The organism is Endozoicomonas sp. ALB091 (genome assembly GCF_049310265.1).
Classification (GTDB): Bacteria; Pseudomonadota; Gammaproteobacteria; order Pseudomonadales; family Endozoicomonadaceae; genus Endozoicomonas.
Genome location: NZ_JBLYNQ010000006.1, coordinates 734,238 through 749,617, shown reverse-complemented (window position 1 = coordinate 749,617; position 15,380 = coordinate 734,238). Strand labels below are relative to the sequence as shown.

General features: G+C 50.9%; 14 protein-coding genes and 1 riboswitch. Of the genes, 3 read left to right on the top strand and 11 right to left on the bottom strand.

Going from position 1 to position 15,380, the window contains the following annotated elements:
* The first annotated feature begins 10 nt into the window (after positions 1–10).
* The gene (locus tag ACO6UX_RS10295; protein WP_422447297.1) at positions 11–1,918 is read left to right on the top strand and encodes an ankyrin repeat domain-containing protein; all 1,908 of its coding nucleotides are present in this window, start codon (positions 11–13) and stop codon (positions 1,916–1,918) included.
* Between the two features lie 864 nt (positions 1,919–2,782).
* Here ACO6UX_RS10295 and ACO6UX_RS10290 read toward each other — a convergent pair.
* The 3 genes from ACO6UX_RS10290 to ACO6UX_RS10280 all read right to left on the bottom strand — a co-directional run bounded on the left by ACO6UX_RS10290 (position 2,783) and on the right by ACO6UX_RS10280 (position 6,892).
* Positions 2,783–4,246, bottom strand: a complete 1,464-nt coding sequence (locus ACO6UX_RS10290) for a S41 family peptidase (protein ID WP_422447295.1) — start codon at positions 4,244–4,246, stop codon at positions 2,783–2,785.
* A gap of 122 nt (positions 4,247–4,368) precedes the next feature.
* Positions 4,369–5,532, bottom strand: coding sequence for a murein hydrolase activator EnvC family protein (locus ACO6UX_RS10285; RefSeq protein WP_422447293.1), 1,164 nt, complete (start codon positions 5,530–5,532; stop codon positions 4,369–4,371).
* Positions 5,533–6,121: 589 nt separating this feature from the next.
* On the bottom strand, positions 6,122–6,892 hold the full coding sequence (locus tag ACO6UX_RS10280) for a hypothetical protein (protein WP_422447291.1): 771 nt from the start codon (positions 6,890–6,892) through the stop codon (positions 6,122–6,124).
* A 268-nt stretch (positions 6,893–7,160) separates the two neighbouring features.
* Here ACO6UX_RS10280 and ACO6UX_RS10275 point away from each other — a divergent pair, with 268 nt between their 5' ends.
* Entirely contained in the window at positions 7,161–8,132 is a 972-nt protein-coding gene (locus tag ACO6UX_RS10275; RefSeq protein ID WP_422447289.1) for a ribonuclease Z, read from the top strand.
* A 73-nt stretch (positions 8,133–8,205) separates the two neighbouring features.
* Here ACO6UX_RS10275 and ACO6UX_RS10270 read toward each other — a convergent pair whose 3' ends face one another.
* Both ACO6UX_RS10270 and ACO6UX_RS10265 read right to left on the bottom strand, forming a co-directional pair.
* Positions 8,206–8,976: a hypothetical protein gene (locus ACO6UX_RS10270; protein WP_422447287.1), complete on the bottom strand. Its 771-nt coding sequence runs from the start codon at positions 8,974–8,976 to the stop codon at positions 8,206–8,208.
* The gene (locus ACO6UX_RS10265) at positions 8,969–9,316 is read right to left on the bottom strand and encodes a hypothetical protein (RefSeq protein WP_422447285.1); all 348 of its coding nucleotides are present in this window, start codon (positions 9,314–9,316) and stop codon (positions 8,969–8,971) included. The genes ACO6UX_RS10270 and ACO6UX_RS10265 overlap by 8 nt, the downstream gene beginning before the upstream one ends.
* A 37-nt stretch (positions 9,317–9,353) precedes the next feature.
* On the opposite strand from ACO6UX_RS10265, the gene ACO6UX_RS10260 reads away from it, so the two are divergent.
* On the top strand, positions 9,354–9,920 hold the full coding sequence (locus ACO6UX_RS10260) for a hypothetical protein (protein WP_422447283.1): 567 nt from the start codon (positions 9,354–9,356) through the stop codon (positions 9,918–9,920).
* 103 nt (positions 9,921–10,023) lie between these two features.
* Here ACO6UX_RS10260 and ACO6UX_RS10255 read toward each other — a convergent pair whose 3' ends face one another.
* The 6 genes from ACO6UX_RS10255 to ACO6UX_RS10230 all read right to left on the bottom strand — a co-directional run bounded on the left by ACO6UX_RS10255 (position 10,024) and on the right by ACO6UX_RS10230 (position 15,372).
* Positions 10,024–10,791 (bottom strand): hypothetical protein, encoded by a 768-nt coding sequence (locus ACO6UX_RS10255; protein WP_422447281.1) that lies wholly within the window; start codon positions 10,789–10,791, stop codon positions 10,024–10,026.
* A gap of 144 nt (positions 10,792–10,935) precedes the next feature.
* Positions 10,936–11,919 (bottom strand): ABC transporter substrate-binding protein, encoded by a 984-nt coding sequence (locus tag ACO6UX_RS10250; protein WP_422447279.1) that lies wholly within the window; start codon positions 11,917–11,919, stop codon positions 10,936–10,938.
* A gap of 3 nt (positions 11,920–11,922) precedes the next feature.
* A complete protein-coding gene (locus tag ACO6UX_RS10245) occupies positions 11,923–12,675 on the bottom strand; it encodes an ABC transporter permease (RefSeq protein WP_422447277.1) in 753 nt (250 codons plus the stop codon).
* 3 nt (positions 12,676–12,678) lie between these two features.
* On the bottom strand, positions 12,679–13,461 hold the full coding sequence (locus ACO6UX_RS10240; RefSeq protein WP_422447275.1) for an ABC transporter ATP-binding protein: 783 nt from the start codon (positions 13,459–13,461) through the stop codon (positions 12,679–12,681).
* A 15-nt stretch (positions 13,462–13,476) separates the two neighbouring features.
* On the bottom strand, positions 13,477–14,295 hold the full coding sequence (gene thiD / locus ACO6UX_RS10235; protein ID WP_422447273.1) for a bifunctional hydroxymethylpyrimidine kinase/phosphomethylpyrimidine kinase: 819 nt from the start codon (positions 14,293–14,295) through the stop codon (positions 13,477–13,479).
* A 143-nt stretch (positions 14,296–14,438) separates the two neighbouring features.
* Positions 14,439–14,539: riboswitch (TPP riboswitch) on the bottom strand.
* A 53-nt stretch (positions 14,540–14,592) separates the two neighbouring features.
* The gene (locus tag ACO6UX_RS10230) at positions 14,593–15,372 is read right to left on the bottom strand and encodes an SDR family NAD(P)-dependent oxidoreductase (RefSeq protein ID WP_422447271.1); all 780 of its coding nucleotides are present in this window, start codon (positions 15,370–15,372) and stop codon (positions 14,593–14,595) included.
* Between the last annotated feature and the right edge of the window lie 8 nt (positions 15,373–15,380).

Below are 15,380 nucleotides of genomic sequence, written 5' to 3'. Positions count from 1 at the left end.
GCAAGTTACCATGCAACCACTAAATACCGGGGGTTACCCTGGCTTGCTACCAGCCAGTGCTGCCGGAACCTCGAAAACTTCGGAGAAAGTAGACGACACTTATTTACCGACCTATGCAAAACAGATTCCCCGTATCTCTGTTCCCGACGATCCGGGAATATCCGGCAGAGTCGGGTTACAGCCCACTTATGGTCATAATCTGTCTGTGGCCGTGCAATCCGGAGTCAGGACTGACGGTCTGGCTGCTGCAGGAACCGGCGACAACCGTTGTATGGTCGCACATTGCACCGGCGCTGCCAGTAAGGTCCCTCTGAATTGTGCAGTTGAGTGCGGGGATATCAATATGGTGGCATGGCTGTTGCGCAATGGCACCGAGGTTAATGGCCGCGAGGAAGGGTTGCGGAAGCAGCATAAAGCCCTCAGGTTCCCCGGCAGAGAAGGGTTTACCCCATTGACCCGGGCAGCCATGTACGGGTTAGTTGACATCGCGAGGTTACTGCTTGAGTCTGGAGCTCGTGTTGACCACCCCGATTGCAAGGGCATGACGCCACTGGCCACAGCTGCGGCCTTGGGTAACACTGAACTTATGCAACTGTTGATTGATTGCCAGGCGGATATTAACAGCAATACCCTTGGCTGGCCGACTCCCCTGACTCAGGCTGCCAGGAACGGACAGGTCGGGGCGATAAGCCTGTTACTGGAGCATGGAGCGGATATTTACAGCTTTGCCTACGGAGGCGGAACGCCACTGACTCAGGCTACCATGCATGGGCATACCGAGAGCGTACGAATGTTGCTGACTATGGGAGCCGACGCCAACAGTAATAGTTCTGGAAGGGGGACGCCACTGTGCAAGGCTGCGGGCAAGGGTTATATTGAGATTGCCCGGCTACTGGTGAGTCATGGAGCCAACATTAACAGGTTTGATGGCGGCTATTTCAGGTCAAATTCCCTGAGCGAAGCTGTCAAGCATGGGCATGTTCAGCTGGTTAAGCTGTTGCTGGAACATGGTGCGCATTGGCAAGGTCCGGGTATGGAGAAAGGTCTGCTTAGAGTAGCTGTTGAGAAAGGTTGCATCGAGACCGTGAAATTGCTGTTGAAGCATAATGCGGATGATGTAAACGGCGGAGGATTCAGACCACTTTCACCACTGTCAGGGGCAGTCAAAAAGAGGGATATTGATTTAGTGAAACTTCTGTTGCAATTCGGTGCAGATCCTGATTGTAATGCCTTAGGTGGTGTCTATCCCCCCAATCCGCTGGCCACTGCGGCTGAATTTGGGCGAATTGAATTTGTTGAACTGCTGTTGCAATCCGGTGCCGATGTTCACGGCCATACCTTTGGGAAGAATTCGCCCTTGACGCTTGCGGCGGCTGCAGGACATTACCAGGTGGTGCAGTTATTGTTGCAGCATCAGGCGGACGTTCATAGCCGTACCAAGGGTAATGATACTCCTTTGACACAGGCGGCGGCTCAAGGGCATTACCAGGTAGCGCAGTTATTGTTGCGGCATAAGGCGGATGTTAATAGTCACTCCTCTGGTCTTGCTACTCCTCTGACGCAGGCGGCTATTGCAGGACATTACCAGGTGGTGCTGTTATTGTTGCGGTATAAGGCGGATGTTCATAGTCGTGACGTTAGAGATGGTACTCCTCTGTTCTGGGCCAACAAACGAGGGTTCTGGAAAATTGCTTTTGAACTTATCCACTACGGCAGCTGTCCAGAGAGAAGCCTGTCACCGAATGTTATCAGTACAGTCACTCAGAAATTTGGCTTCAACCCACAAGAAACTACTCTCAGTCTGGAAAGTTTGTGCAAGAGGAAGCTGCATGATTTGCTTGATAGACGAACAATATCTTCTTTAAATTTGCCTTATGGTTTGAAAAATGCACTTCTGAAGGAAAATTTTTTCCCATAAGTCCATGGCCTCCGCAGTTCAGCTGCCTGGCTCCCTTATAACCAGAGCGACAGATTCCCACGTTCCACAAAAGAACCTGAAATCAGTTCATGTCCCGGACAGCGCCCAGTCAGTAACCGGATTACCCCCTGAACTTCTTCATCTCGCCTGGGGGCATCTTCCGCTGCGGCGTCATGATAGATGATCGCCAACGACAACAGGTTTTTTCAGATTCAGAGAAATACATCAGATCGAATTTCTCCAGTAGCTCGATGTACCACATCAGATTGTTCCGGGCCAATATATGGCAGCAGGTGTGATCCGGCTTCCTTACCCCATAAAAATGGAACATAAAAAGGAACATCCCACTTTCACCACCAAAATAACGTAATCATTTGATTTTGAAGCATATATTCTATTCGAATATATGGTTGGCACGATATTTAATCGTTTAAAATCAAAATGTTACCAAGGGGTGGTGAAGGTCGGAACATAAAAAGGACACCCACTTTTATCGGTCGAAAAGTCTATGGGTGTCCTTTTTTTTTCTGGGTTAACAGTTTGAAATCCATCTCAAGAAACAATGTTGATGAAACGACAACTGCCCGCTGGCAGCCTGTTATCAGTTTTGGGGTTTCTTATCGTTTCTAGTGCATGGTTTCAATGCAATTGATGGGCTCTTTCCTTGACCTCCAAACTCCGTTCGTCTTGAGCGGAGTCGAAAGGCGTAAACTCCATACCCTGAATACTGTGCCAATCACCCTTCGACTCCGCTCAGGGTGAACGGAGATTGTACGTCAAAATCATTGAAACCATGCACTAGTGCAGATAGGCGCTAATACCACACCGCTATCAGGAACCTCGGTAACGAGGCACAGTCGTCTTCTATGGCGTGGTTTTCATTGGCTTAAGCGCAGCCGTCTTCTTTTCTTCCGGCTTAACGGCAGTAATCGTATTAATGTGCATCCCTTTTAATACATTCAACGCCTGATTCAGCTGATAATCCTGGGCCAATAGCTCCGCTACCTCTTTCTCTGCCTTACTGGCCCTGGCTTTCTTACTGTTGGATGCATCCTCTTTATTGCCATTGCTGAGATGTCGTTGCAAATCGGCTTCCTTATACTGCTGAGGGGCATCAATCGGGGTTACTTTGGCACGCTGGACCAAAATATCCGGCTTAATCCCTTCGGCCTGGATGGATCGGCCATTGGGCGTATAATACAAGGCAGTGGTCAGTTTTAATCCCTTGGCTGCATCAACACTCAACGGTAAAACGGTTTGTACCGACCCCTTGCCAAAAGACTCGGTTCCCATCAGCACAGCACGCTTATGATCCTGCAGGGCACCGGCAACAATTTCGGAGGCTGAGGCTGAACCGCCATTGATTAACACCACCAACGGGACGCCCTCTGACGGGTCATCAACCGATGCGCTAAACCTCAACTCAGAGTTTGGAATACGACCTTTGGTGTAAACAATCAACCCTTCGCTGATAAAGGCATCGGTAACGCCAACCGCAGCCTGCAGCACACCACCCGGATTGTTGCGCAGGTCAAGGACCAGGCCGTTAAGTTTGCCATCTTTCTGTGCTTGCTTGAGTTCTTTCAAGGTATCCACCAGCTCATGGCCGGTATCCGCCTGGAACTGACTGACACGAATATAACCATAACCCGGCTCAAGATGCCTGGCCCTGACACTCTGGACTCGGATAACCGCCCGCTCCAAGGCAATCTCAAGGGGCTTCTCCACACCCTCACGGACAATCGTCAGCTTGATCGGGGTGCCTGCCTTACCGCGCATCTTATCCACCGACTCTCCCAGGCTCATTCCCTTAACCGAGACATCATCCAGCTTGATAATCAGATCCCCTGCCTGAATACCGGCTTTTGCGGCAGGTGTGTCATCAATGGGGCTCACCACCTTGATAAAGCCATCTTCCATGCCCACTTCAATACCCAGGCCACCAAATTCTCCGGAGGTATTTTCTTCCAGCTCTTTGAAGTCATCCGGTTTCAGATAAGCAGAATGAGGATCAAGCCCGCTGAGCATTCCCTGAATGGCATTTTCCAGCAACGTCCTGTCATCGACTTCCTCAACATAGGCTTTTTTGATGCGTTCCATGACTTCGGTGAAGGCCCGAAGTTCATCAAGAGGCAGCTTTCCTTTTGGCTGCTCACCGTGCCCGGTGTCCTGGTCTACTGGAGACTGGCTGTTGATTTCAGCGGCAGGAGCCTTTGGGGGCTGTTCTTCCTGAACAGCCGTATCAGCCCAGCCATTGAATGCCAGTCCGGTAGCCAGCACCAGGGCCGATGCCTTGATAAGCCGGTGGAGGTTAAAAATCAAATTCATGAATGCTCCCGAGCATTATTTAATTCAGTGAAGTATAGAAATTACTTATCGGTATCACCGTTTGAAACTACACTGAGTTCGGGATACTCTCCGACAGTGGTACATGGTTTGGATTCCCTTACTCACTTACGGCCAAGCCATAAAGATGGGTCTTGGGGTTTGCCCTTCAGGCGCACTTCAAAATAAACGCCCTCAGTCTGCTGCCCTCCACTTTGACCACTCAACGCCAGTGGCTCACCCGCCAGCACCGTATCACCTTCCTGCCTGAGAAGGGTGTCATTGTGAGCGTACAGCGTCAGGAAATTATCACCATGGTCAACGATCACCAACAGGCCGTAACTGCTCAGCCAGTCGGCAAAGATAACCCGGCCATCATGCACGGCATTAACTGTTGTTCCGGAGGTTGCGGCAATGAACATGCCCTGCCAGCGCATGCGTGTTTCCGGATTCTGATCGTTGAACTTAAACAACACACGCCCTTTTACCGGCCATAACAGCTTGCCTTTACGACTGTTGAAAGACGCACTGTTACCGTGCTGCCGACTGATAATACTGGCCAGTACCTTATCCAGCTTTTCTCGCTCCTGTTCCAGTTGTTTAAGCGCTTTTCCTCCCTTTTGATAACGACTCGCCAACTCACTCAACCGCTGTTTACGTTCAGACTGCTGTTTGACCAGGGACTGCTTTTTCTGGTCAATCACGGCTTTTTCCTGATTCAGTCGGGAGAGGAGGGTTTGCTGGTCATGTTCCACAGATTTCAGTTCCGCAAGGGTTTTCTCATACTCACGGATAGACTGAAGTTGTGCCTTTTGAAAGTAATCAAGATAAACCAGTTGTCGGGAAACACTGTCCGGATCTTCCTGGTTCAGCAATAGCTTGATGCGGCTGTCACTCAGACTCTTATAAAGCGATTGCAGACTCCGGGCAACCTGAACCTTCTGTTGTTCACTCTTTGCCGTCAGTTGCTGCTGACGGCTCTGGAGCTTTTTTATTTCGCCCTGCCCCTCCTTAAGGCGCGCTTCCAGCGTGATGATATCGGTGTTCAGTTGTTGAATGGCCTTGTCGTTCTTCTGCACCTGTTTCTGGGCAGAAGTCCGTGCCGCATTGAGGGATTCCAACAGCTCTTTCGTATGTTGGATATCACTTTCAATGGCTTTGATTTCTGCCTCGGTTGCCACCTGTTCATTACTGATGCCCAACTGAGGAATGATTGAGCAGGCAGCAAACAACAGTGCTGTGAACATTTTTTTATATCTGCCCGGGAGCAGCGAATTGAAAAGCATCATGGGAGGTGTCTTTGGCTATTGGCGAAAATTCTAAGTAGTTGGCCAAATGGAATCGTATATTTCTGGCTAAGTGGGCAGTTACTATGCAAGGCACAACGTAGGGAGCATAGCCGTAGCTATGTGACCGTAGTTGTAACGCCGCAGAGTGACTGCCCACTTAGCCAGAAATATACGATTTCATTTGGTTAACTACTTATCAGTATGCCTGCAATTAAAGACCAGATATAGACAGGGGGTGACACTCAATTCAATGAATGCCACGGGCGGTTACTCTTGATTAAAACCGCAACGAGCGCAACATTCGTTGTTATGATTCAAGGCTCAAGCTGCCTTTATGCCAGTCCTAAATACAATACACCACCCTGGAAACGGACAAATGACTGTATTATTGCGACCAAAAGACCCGCACAGGCCAAGTCTGGCAGGGCTTGTTGCGCTCGTTGCTTTTTATTTCAACTGTTCAGGCAAGGCGATATTTCGGATAGGGTCGCTGTATAACTCAGCTCTACCGGCACCGGTGATACCACTTATCATCACCAGCGCCTCAAATCTGCAGCCGCAATAGGGAGTGAGAAGTACTGTCCCCACATCATCTCCCCGGAGTCAGTTTGTGACTGTCATTGATTGACTTAAGCGATATTTTCATTTCGCACAAAAGGTTTTTCGCACTACCCTGCTCGAAATCTAACTGAAATAGTTTATTGATCAGGTTTGTGACATTCCTCATGGTCCATTTACGGGATTTAATGCCAAAATCAGAGGGTTTCTGGCTTTCCAGGATTGTCCTGAGTTCCTTTTTTTGTTTATCCGTTATGCGATGAGCCTTCATGCTGATGATGTGATCAGATGTTGAGCTATATATTCCACACAGTGGCCGTGGCGTTGGATGTTGTCTAAAGAGTCTGGACAGTTCCAGCTCTTTCCTGTTTCCCGACAAAAAATCCCGAATATACTCATCAAGGGCATTTTTAGGTAAGAATTTTTTCGATTCCTCAATCAGCCCCTTATATTCTTTTAACTCCGCTAAACGTTGATAGTACTCCTGCTCCCGGGTACAAGAATCCGCTGTTGCAGATTCCGGAGGGTTATAGCAGTCCATATCGTTAGCAGTCGGAGGGGTTCTTTGCTCACTGTTATTTCCGGGAAAGTCAGTTTCTACTATTGGCATTTCATATCGTTCGAACGTCTGATTACCCATTATGTTGAACGATGGTTCATCATGTTCGCTAAAATCATAATATTGCTGACCTGTGAAGCCCTCGCCAAAATACCCCCCGGAATAAACAGGCCGAACAGATCGATAACCTCTCTCAAAACAGTAAGAATCGCCGTCAATCCGGGCACCCGCACTGGCAGCCATTGCCCTTATGGGTACCACCTCTGTGCAATGATGTGTGCAAAAGCGGGCAGGTTCACCCGCAATCCGTGGTAACTCAGCGTTGCCATAACCTACGAAGGTGGGTGTTGGAGCTAAATAAATATATCCGGGATAAATCATCAAGAAAGCCCAAATAAACAATAACTAACGTGATCGATATCAACTAGACAACTAAATGGGCAAGAAATTTCATAAGTTCGAAGCATTCCTCTGATACAATAAAAATTGAATTATGATAAAGCAGGTGTTCATGAAACTGACTTTTCTGGGAACTTCGGCTGGCATGCCCACCACCGAAAGAAATGTCACGGCACTGGCACTGGCCATCGATGATGCCAGACAATGGTATCTTGTGGACTGCGGTGAAGGTACGCAACATCAGTTGCTTCGCTGTCGCTATACCCTCAACAATCTTAAAACCATCTTTATTACTCATGTTCACGGCGATCACATGTATGGCCTGCCCGGGCTGATTACCTCTGCCAGCATGCAGGGGCGGCAGGGGGCCCTGACCATCTGCGCGCCTGACGGCGTTCGGCAGTTTGTGGAGGCGGCACTACACTATGCCGATGTCCTGGAACTGCCATTCACTATTGAGTTTATTCGCAGCGACCAGCCAGCTTTTCACTACCAGGATACCCGGGTTGCTGTCACGGCTCACCAGCTCTCCCATCGTGTACCAAGCTTTGCCTATCGTTTTGCGGAAAAAACACTCAGCACCCAGCTGAACATTCAGCAATTGACGACACTGGGCGTTCCCAGGGGAGAGCTATGGGGGCTTTTGCAAAAAGGGCAGGCCATTACTCTTGAAGATGGCCGGACGATACTCCCTGAACAGGTTCTGCAACCACCACCCGCCAGCCGGGTTGCCATTATTGCAGGTGATAACGATAAGCCGGAATTGCTTATCGATGCACTGCAAGGCAGCCATCTATTGGTTCACGAAGCCACACTCACCGAAGCCGCCCTGCAAAAAGCCGGACCAGTCTGGATGCACAGCTCAGCCCGAATGGTTGCTGAAGCAGCAGAGGCCAGCGGTGTTCCCAATTTGATTCTTACCCACTTCAGTGGCCGCTATCAGCGCTCTGCTGAGGCTGGAGCCAACAGTATTCATGCGTTAAAGGCAGAAGCTGAAATGTACTATTCAGGAAATACAGGCATGGCCCGTGATTTCAGTACCTGGGTAGTGGATAGGGACGGCCGACTGGTTGAAGCAGATTGAAATCTGGTTTTCCATCCTGGTAAGAAGGTTTTTGAAAGGAATACCTCCCCCATGGGTAGCGTTTATCCCTTACCTATTTTTTCCTTTTCACTCTGAGGTCTGCGCTGATGCCATAAATATTTACATCGACCTGTTCTACCACCATGAAGTCATTGCCAGAAGTGATAATACGGCGTGCACGATCAAGTACATCGCCTGCCGACGTGTGATCAAACTCCAGGTATTCACCGCTCAGGGCAATAACAACATCCTCCATGGAACGGGGCAGCACATCCTCGGATACGTTGATAACAATTTTTGAATCAGAATCCAGTCGGATTTTTCCAGTGGCCTTAAGCAGGGGCTTATTCCAATTATGATCTTCTGGAAAAGGATCAAGTTTTGTTATGGTGATATACGTGGTTCCTCCGGAGCCATTAAAGTCAGCCACAACGGATCCCTGTTCAAACGATAACGTACCTTTATTCCTTACATTACCGCTGCTGGTGATGACCCCAAGGGAAGCGACCGCCCCCATACTATTGACAAAGTGCCCATCACTCCAGTAACTGCCAGCGGTCAGTGTTCCCTCATTGATGGCCGTAAATATACTTCCGGAAATATTCAGCCCCATAGCAACATTAACGGAGCCACCCGCTCTATTGGTAAAAGGGCCGTTGACATTCATATTACCGTTTATGTTGATTGAGCCAGCGTTATCGATACCGGCAGAATCATAATTTTCGCTCACAGAAAGCATATTGCCCCGAACCATGACCTCTTCAGCCATTACCGGGGAAGCCAACGCAGTTGAAAGCCCGGCCGTAAGAACTAATCTGATAAACGGCTTTTTATATTTATCCATGTGTCTTATTTCCTTCATCCCGGTTTAAACAGTAGAAATTTCTGCTCTCACGTTTTACTGTCGACACACACAGGGAGAGTTTTAAAAATCGTGATGTAGAGACAGGCTCAGCTCCCATGGTAGCCAACTCACGACCCGGGCATAAATGGGATGAACCAAATAATTGTTTTGGGGTCAAATGGTCGTGTTTATAATCCAGACTGGGCTTTATTTTGAAACCATCACCCACTGCATCACCATCATTTTTCTCCCATCCAAACACTGCTGGCCGGGTTGATCCAGAAGCCGGTTCAAGCGGGATTTCTGGCCATTCTACCGGTACATTCAGTGGTAAAGGCATCTCAAACCGTCCGCCTCATGGAGATACAGCCACCCCCTTGAGTGAAGGCAAATGTATTGAAGATGCCTTTTGGGAAAAAAAACCATTACAGGGACGACAAATCACTTCTTCAGATGTGCTTGCAGCCTATGGCAACGATAAAACGTCGCTCAGGGGTGGCCTCTTCCTGCAAAAACTGTGCTTGCAGAAAATTCCACACGACAACAGAAAAGTGACCCCGGATGACGTTATTCAAGAATTCAACCGGGTGCCAGATCAAAATAATGAGTCCATGCTGGCGATAGAGCATTTCAAAGATGAGTTAGCCAGCGCCCATGCCGCCGAGGAAGCGCGGTTGAAAGTGGAATGTTATCTGAGGGGGGATGTCGGGAAAGGCCTGCAGGTGACTAAGGATGAGGCGTTGGCAGCCATTGAATTTCTTCGCAAGGAAGAGTCGTTCCCATTGCCGTTAGCGCGCTTTAAAAGTCAATTTAGCCTGAGGGACCTGGCGAGGCATGGCCAGCGTGCGGCTCCTGTTGCCGTTCAGAGAGATAACCCTTTCCGTATGCCCGGTAATGAAATAGAAAATACCTCAGCCAATCAGCGTTACCGCAAGTCCGGCTGAAACCATTATTAAAAACAGGCGGACCGGGTTTTCCGGACAATCAGGCTCCGCCGTTAAATTTGCTAACACCGTGTTGATTTTGAACACAGAGCTTATTCCTTACCTATTTTTTCTTTTTCACTTTAAGGTCTGCGGAGATGCCAAAGATATCCACCTCGACATGTTCTACCACCAGGAAGTCATTGCCAGAAGTGATAAGATGGCGGCCCGCACGATCAAGCTCTGAGCCCGTCGAATCGTGATTAAACTGCAGGTATTCACCACTCAGGGCAATAGCAACCCTTTTCACGCTATCGGGCATCGCACCCTCGGCTACGTTGAGAACGATCTTTGAGTCAGAATCAAGTCGGATTCTTCCAGTGGCCTTAAGCAGGGGCTTATTATATTGATTTTGGAAAAAATTAAGTTTTGTTATGGTGATATAAGTGGTTCCTCCGGAGCCATCAAAGTCAGCCACAACGGATCCCTGTTCAAACGATAACGTACCTTTATTCGTTACATTACCACTGCTGTTTATCACCCCAAGGGATGCGACCGCCCCCGTGTTATTGATAAAGTGCCCATCACTCCAGTAACTGCCAGCAGTCAGTGTTCCCTCATTGGTGGCGGTCAATGTACTTCCGGAAATATTCAGCCCCATAGCGACATTAACTGAGCCACCCGCTCTATTGGTAAAAGGGCCGTTGACATTCATATTGCCATTTATGTTGATTGAGCCAGCGTTATCGATGCCGACAGAATCATAATTTTCACTTACAGAGAGCATATTGTCTCGGACCATGACTTCTTCAGCCGTCACCGGGGAAGCCAGGGCGGTTGCAAGCCCGGCCATGACAATGAATCTGAGTACTGGTTTTTTATACCTGTCCATGGGGCTTATATCCTTTTTCCGGAGTTAAACAATAGAGATTTCAGTCCATTCGCTTTCTGTCGGCACGCTCAGGGAGGAATTTAAAAATGAGGTGGCTATCGCAAAAAGCAGGTCTTGACGATAGCCGGTGACGTCCATTCCGGATTAAAAATCCAGCATGTAGTCCTTGGTGTTTACCGGAGTTTTCAGCTCTCCAGTCGCTTGCAGATAGTCAGCAAATGCCTGATAACGGCCCGCATCCCTGGCGGCAGGTCGCAGATCAAAACGGGGAATGGTGTCAAACCAGGCGCGGCGGTTCAGTTCATTATCCAGTTTCTCCGGGCTGTAATCCCTGAAGATCTCCCAGGATTTTTCCGGGTTATTCACAATATATTGAGTGCCCAGTTCAATCGCCCTGAGAAAACGACGAATGGCGTCTTTATCGTGCTGCTTGCTGTTGGCGATAAAAATCAGTTCATCGTAAGGCGGGATATTGTTTTCCTCGTAATAGAACATACGGCCCTTACGCCCTTCAATCGCCAGCTGATTCAGTTCGAAGTTACGATACGCGCCCATGATGGCATCCACCCGGCCACTCATCAGGGAAGAGGAGAGGTTCCAGCCCACATTGACCAGTTTTACATCCCCGGCACCAAACCCGTAGGGTGCAAACAGCGTGTCCAGAATGGCATTCTCTATGCCGCCAATATTCAAACCGATGGTTTTACCTTTCATATCCTTCAGGGATTTGATCGGGCTGTCATCCAGAACCAGCAGGCCGTCCAGGGGGGTGGCCACCAGGGTTCCGGCCCAGGCAAGGGGAAGGCCGTTGGCTACTCCGTGAATCATGCTGGGCTGATAGTAAACGGCAAGGTCCACCTTTTCTGCCGCCACCAGTTTGGGAGGAAGGTTGGGGTCTGCCGGTTCCTGAATAGTCACCGTAAGCCCCTGGTCTGCAAAGTAGCCATTCTGCCGGGCAATGATGATGGGGCCGTGATCCGGGTTGACAAACCATTCCAGCATCAGGGTCAGCTCTTTCAGCTCCCTGGCCGGTGCGGTGCTGGATACCTGACTGGCGCTGGCCTGCAGGCTGACGGACAGCAGCCATGCCATTGCCCATAAAAAAGTGTGTTGCATCAGTTTATTCATTTCTTATTCCTGGGAAGTCTCCGGTTGCCACGGAATGAGTCTGCGTAAAACACGGTCGGTCGTGTAGTAAAGGGTCACGGAACAGAAGGCCAGCACGGTGAGCGCAGCAAACATCTGGTCAGTCCAGAGTCGTGCATTGGCCTGAAGCATGAGATAGCCAAGGCCAGCGCTGGAGCCAACCCACTCCCCGACAACGGCACCAATCGGTGCCACCACAACGGCTACCCGCAGCCCGGAAGCCAGGGCTGGCAGTGCCGCAGGCCAGCGGATATGGCGCAGAATGGCCAGCCGGCTGCCGCCCATGGTCTGGGCCATATCCAGCCAGCCCTGGTGGGTATGGCGCAGTCCGTCATAACAACAGGTGGCCACGGGGAAAAAGATCACCAGAATGGTCATCACCACTTTCGACGTCAGGCCGTAACCAAACCAGAGCATCAATATCGGTGCGAGCGCAAAGACCGGAATGGCCTGGGTAATCAACAATGGCGGTAAGAGCCAGGGTCTTAACACGGTAAAATAGACCAGCACCAGCGCCAGAATAATACCCAGCAGAACACCAAGTAACAGACCCAGCAGCATTTCACTGAGGGTAACCAGCGTGTGTTCCCACAGCAGGCTGGCATTGTCTACCATGCTGTTGGCCACCGCTAACGGACCGGGAAGGATGTAGGATGGCATCTCAAAGGCCATCACCAGGGTATGCCAGAGCACCAGCAGGCCAATAAGAACGACAAAGGGTTTGACGGAGTCTTTCATTCTTTATGGCACTCCAGCCTGTTCATCAAACGACTCATGACGTAAACGATCCAGCAGTTTGCCCTGTAAGGCCAGCAGGTCATTATCATCCAGTGAGCGGGGTGTCTTGCCCGGTGGCGTAATGGCATCCGTCAGTCGGGCCGGGTGCCCCCTCAGGTGATAAACCTCATGGCCAAGGCGCAGGGCTTCCAGGGGATCGTGGGTGATTAACAGCACCGTACGGTTCTGTAACAGCTCACAGGCCAGGTCTTGTAAATTGAGCCGGGTGATGGCATCCAGTGCGCCGAAAGGTTCATCCATTAATACCAGTGGCCGGTTTTCCATCAGGGTCCTGGCCAGTGCTACCCGCTGGCGCTGACCGCCGGACAGATGCTGGGGCAGAACGTTGGCTTTTGCGCTCAGGCCTACCTTTTCCAGAATGGACATGGCCTGGTCCCGAACCTCGGCTGACAAGAGCGGACGACGGGTGAACACATCGGTCAGATTGCGGCGCAGGCGCTGCCCCAGGGTGATATTGTCCAGTACCGAAAACCAGGGCAGCAGCAGGTCCTGCTGCGCCATCCAGGCGATTCGGTGATGAACCGAAAAGCCGTCCTGACAGACCACTTCCCCCGTTGTCTCGCCCGCAGGCAGACCGGCAATCAGACGCAACAGACTGGTTTTGCCCACCCCGCTGCCACCCAGAAGGCAAGTCCACTGGCCGCCTTTAAGGGTCAGGTTGAGGTCGGTAAAAACACAGTGGTTGCCAAATCTCAGGCTGGCCTGGCGGATAATCACATCAAACATGCGTTGCGGTATTCTCTATGACCAGGTTCGGTAAAAGTGATGGACCGGGCCATGGCCGGAACCGATGTTCAGATGGTCGGCATGGCCAATGGCATCGGCAATGTACTCCTTGGCAGAGCGCACGGCATCGATCAAAGGGTAATCCCTGGCCAGCAAGGCAGTGACAGCAGACGACAATGTACAGCCTGTCCCGTGGGTGTTACGGGTTGCCACCCAGGGAGACTCAAGTTGGTGCAGGGTGTTACCGTCATGGAACAGATCAACGGCCTTCTTATTGCCCTGGTCTGAGGTAAGGTGGCCGCCTTTGAGCAAGACTGCACTGGCTCCCAGGGCCATCAACGGGTCAATCATGGCGACCATGGCTGCCAGTGACTCAGGTCGGGGGCAGTTCAGCAGAACCGCTGCTTCCGGCAGGTTGGGGGTAATCAGGGTTGCTTTGGGAATCAGTTTGCGACGCAGGTTATCGATGGCGGCTTCCTGAAGCAGAACATCACCGCTGGTGGCCACCATCACCGGGTCAACCACCAGGTATTTCGGCTGGTAATCACTGACCGCGCGGGCAACCGCATCAATCACTTCAGGCTGGCTCAGCATGCCCACCTTGGCGGCAGAAATGTTCAGGTCGGAAAAGACCGAGTCCAGCTGCTCCCGGACAAAGGCGGGTGAGACATCAAAAATACCCTGAACACCCACCGTGTTCTGTGCGGTCAGCGCAGTGATCACACTGCAGCCGTAGGCACCAAGGGCTGAGAAGGTTTTCAGGTCTGCCTGAATGCCGGCACCACCGCCACTGTCAGAACCGGCAATGGTCAATGCGATGGGTGTAGAAGACATAAGCTCGCGCCGCTCCACAAGAGAAACTCCATATCATTAGGACTGGCGGGAACAACGGGCGGGGTGTTGCAGTTCCTGTCGGGGCAATAAACTGCATTGATTAACTGGCTTGCACGATGGTGAGTACATCAGGGGTTTAGCAGCTCTCAGGCCCGTCGGTTTCCTACGCCAGCATTATCTGGTTCAGGTTCAATGGGTGTATCTCAGTTCTGCCATCACTGGCAGAACACCCCAACCAACACCGGCGGAGTCTATGGGGTTTGCCACAGGCTGTCCAGCGATTGAGTGAATTGACGCTTATCCGGTCTTACGGACCAACCAGAAATACATCGAGTAGGGCAGGTGACGCAGAAGCGCCATGATGGCGGCAAACATGCGCGGGAAGCGAATCTCGAACTGCCGCCCCTTCATCCCTTTGACGATGACCTCCGCCGCTTTATCCACCTCCATCAGAAAAGGCATGGGGAACCGGTTCTTGCTGGTCAATGGTGTTTTGACAAAACCCGGGTTGATCACTTTGATATCAATACCCTCTTGCCAGAGCTCCGAGTTCAGGGATTCCGCCATATTGATTAACGCCGCCTTGCTGGCACCATAACCCGCTGCTTTGGGCAGGCCACGATAGCCTGCCAGCGACGCATTAATGGCAATCACCCCTTTACCCTGTTTTTTCATGGCAGCGATCAGTGGCTCAAGGCAGTGACAGACACCCATCAGATTCAGTTCCATCTGTTGGCGCACCACATTGCTGGTAAACTCCGCTGCGGGCGAAGCAATATAGGTGCCGGCATTTAAAATCGCCTGGCCAACGGCACCATGATTGGCAATGATTTTGTTGACCGTCTCATTCACGGCTGTTTGATCCGTCACATCCAGCGGATAGGGAACGATCCTGCCCGGCAGTTCATCTGATTGCCTGGCCAGTGCTGCCAGCCGTTCTTCATTTCGGGCACTGGCCGCTACGGTCACTCCTTCCCGGGCCAGGGCAATGGCAACGGCTTCGCCAATGCCCTGGCTGGCTCCGGTGATCCAGACCACCGGAGCATTAGAAGGCGTTGTATCCTGAGTAGAGTTCATATCTGCTG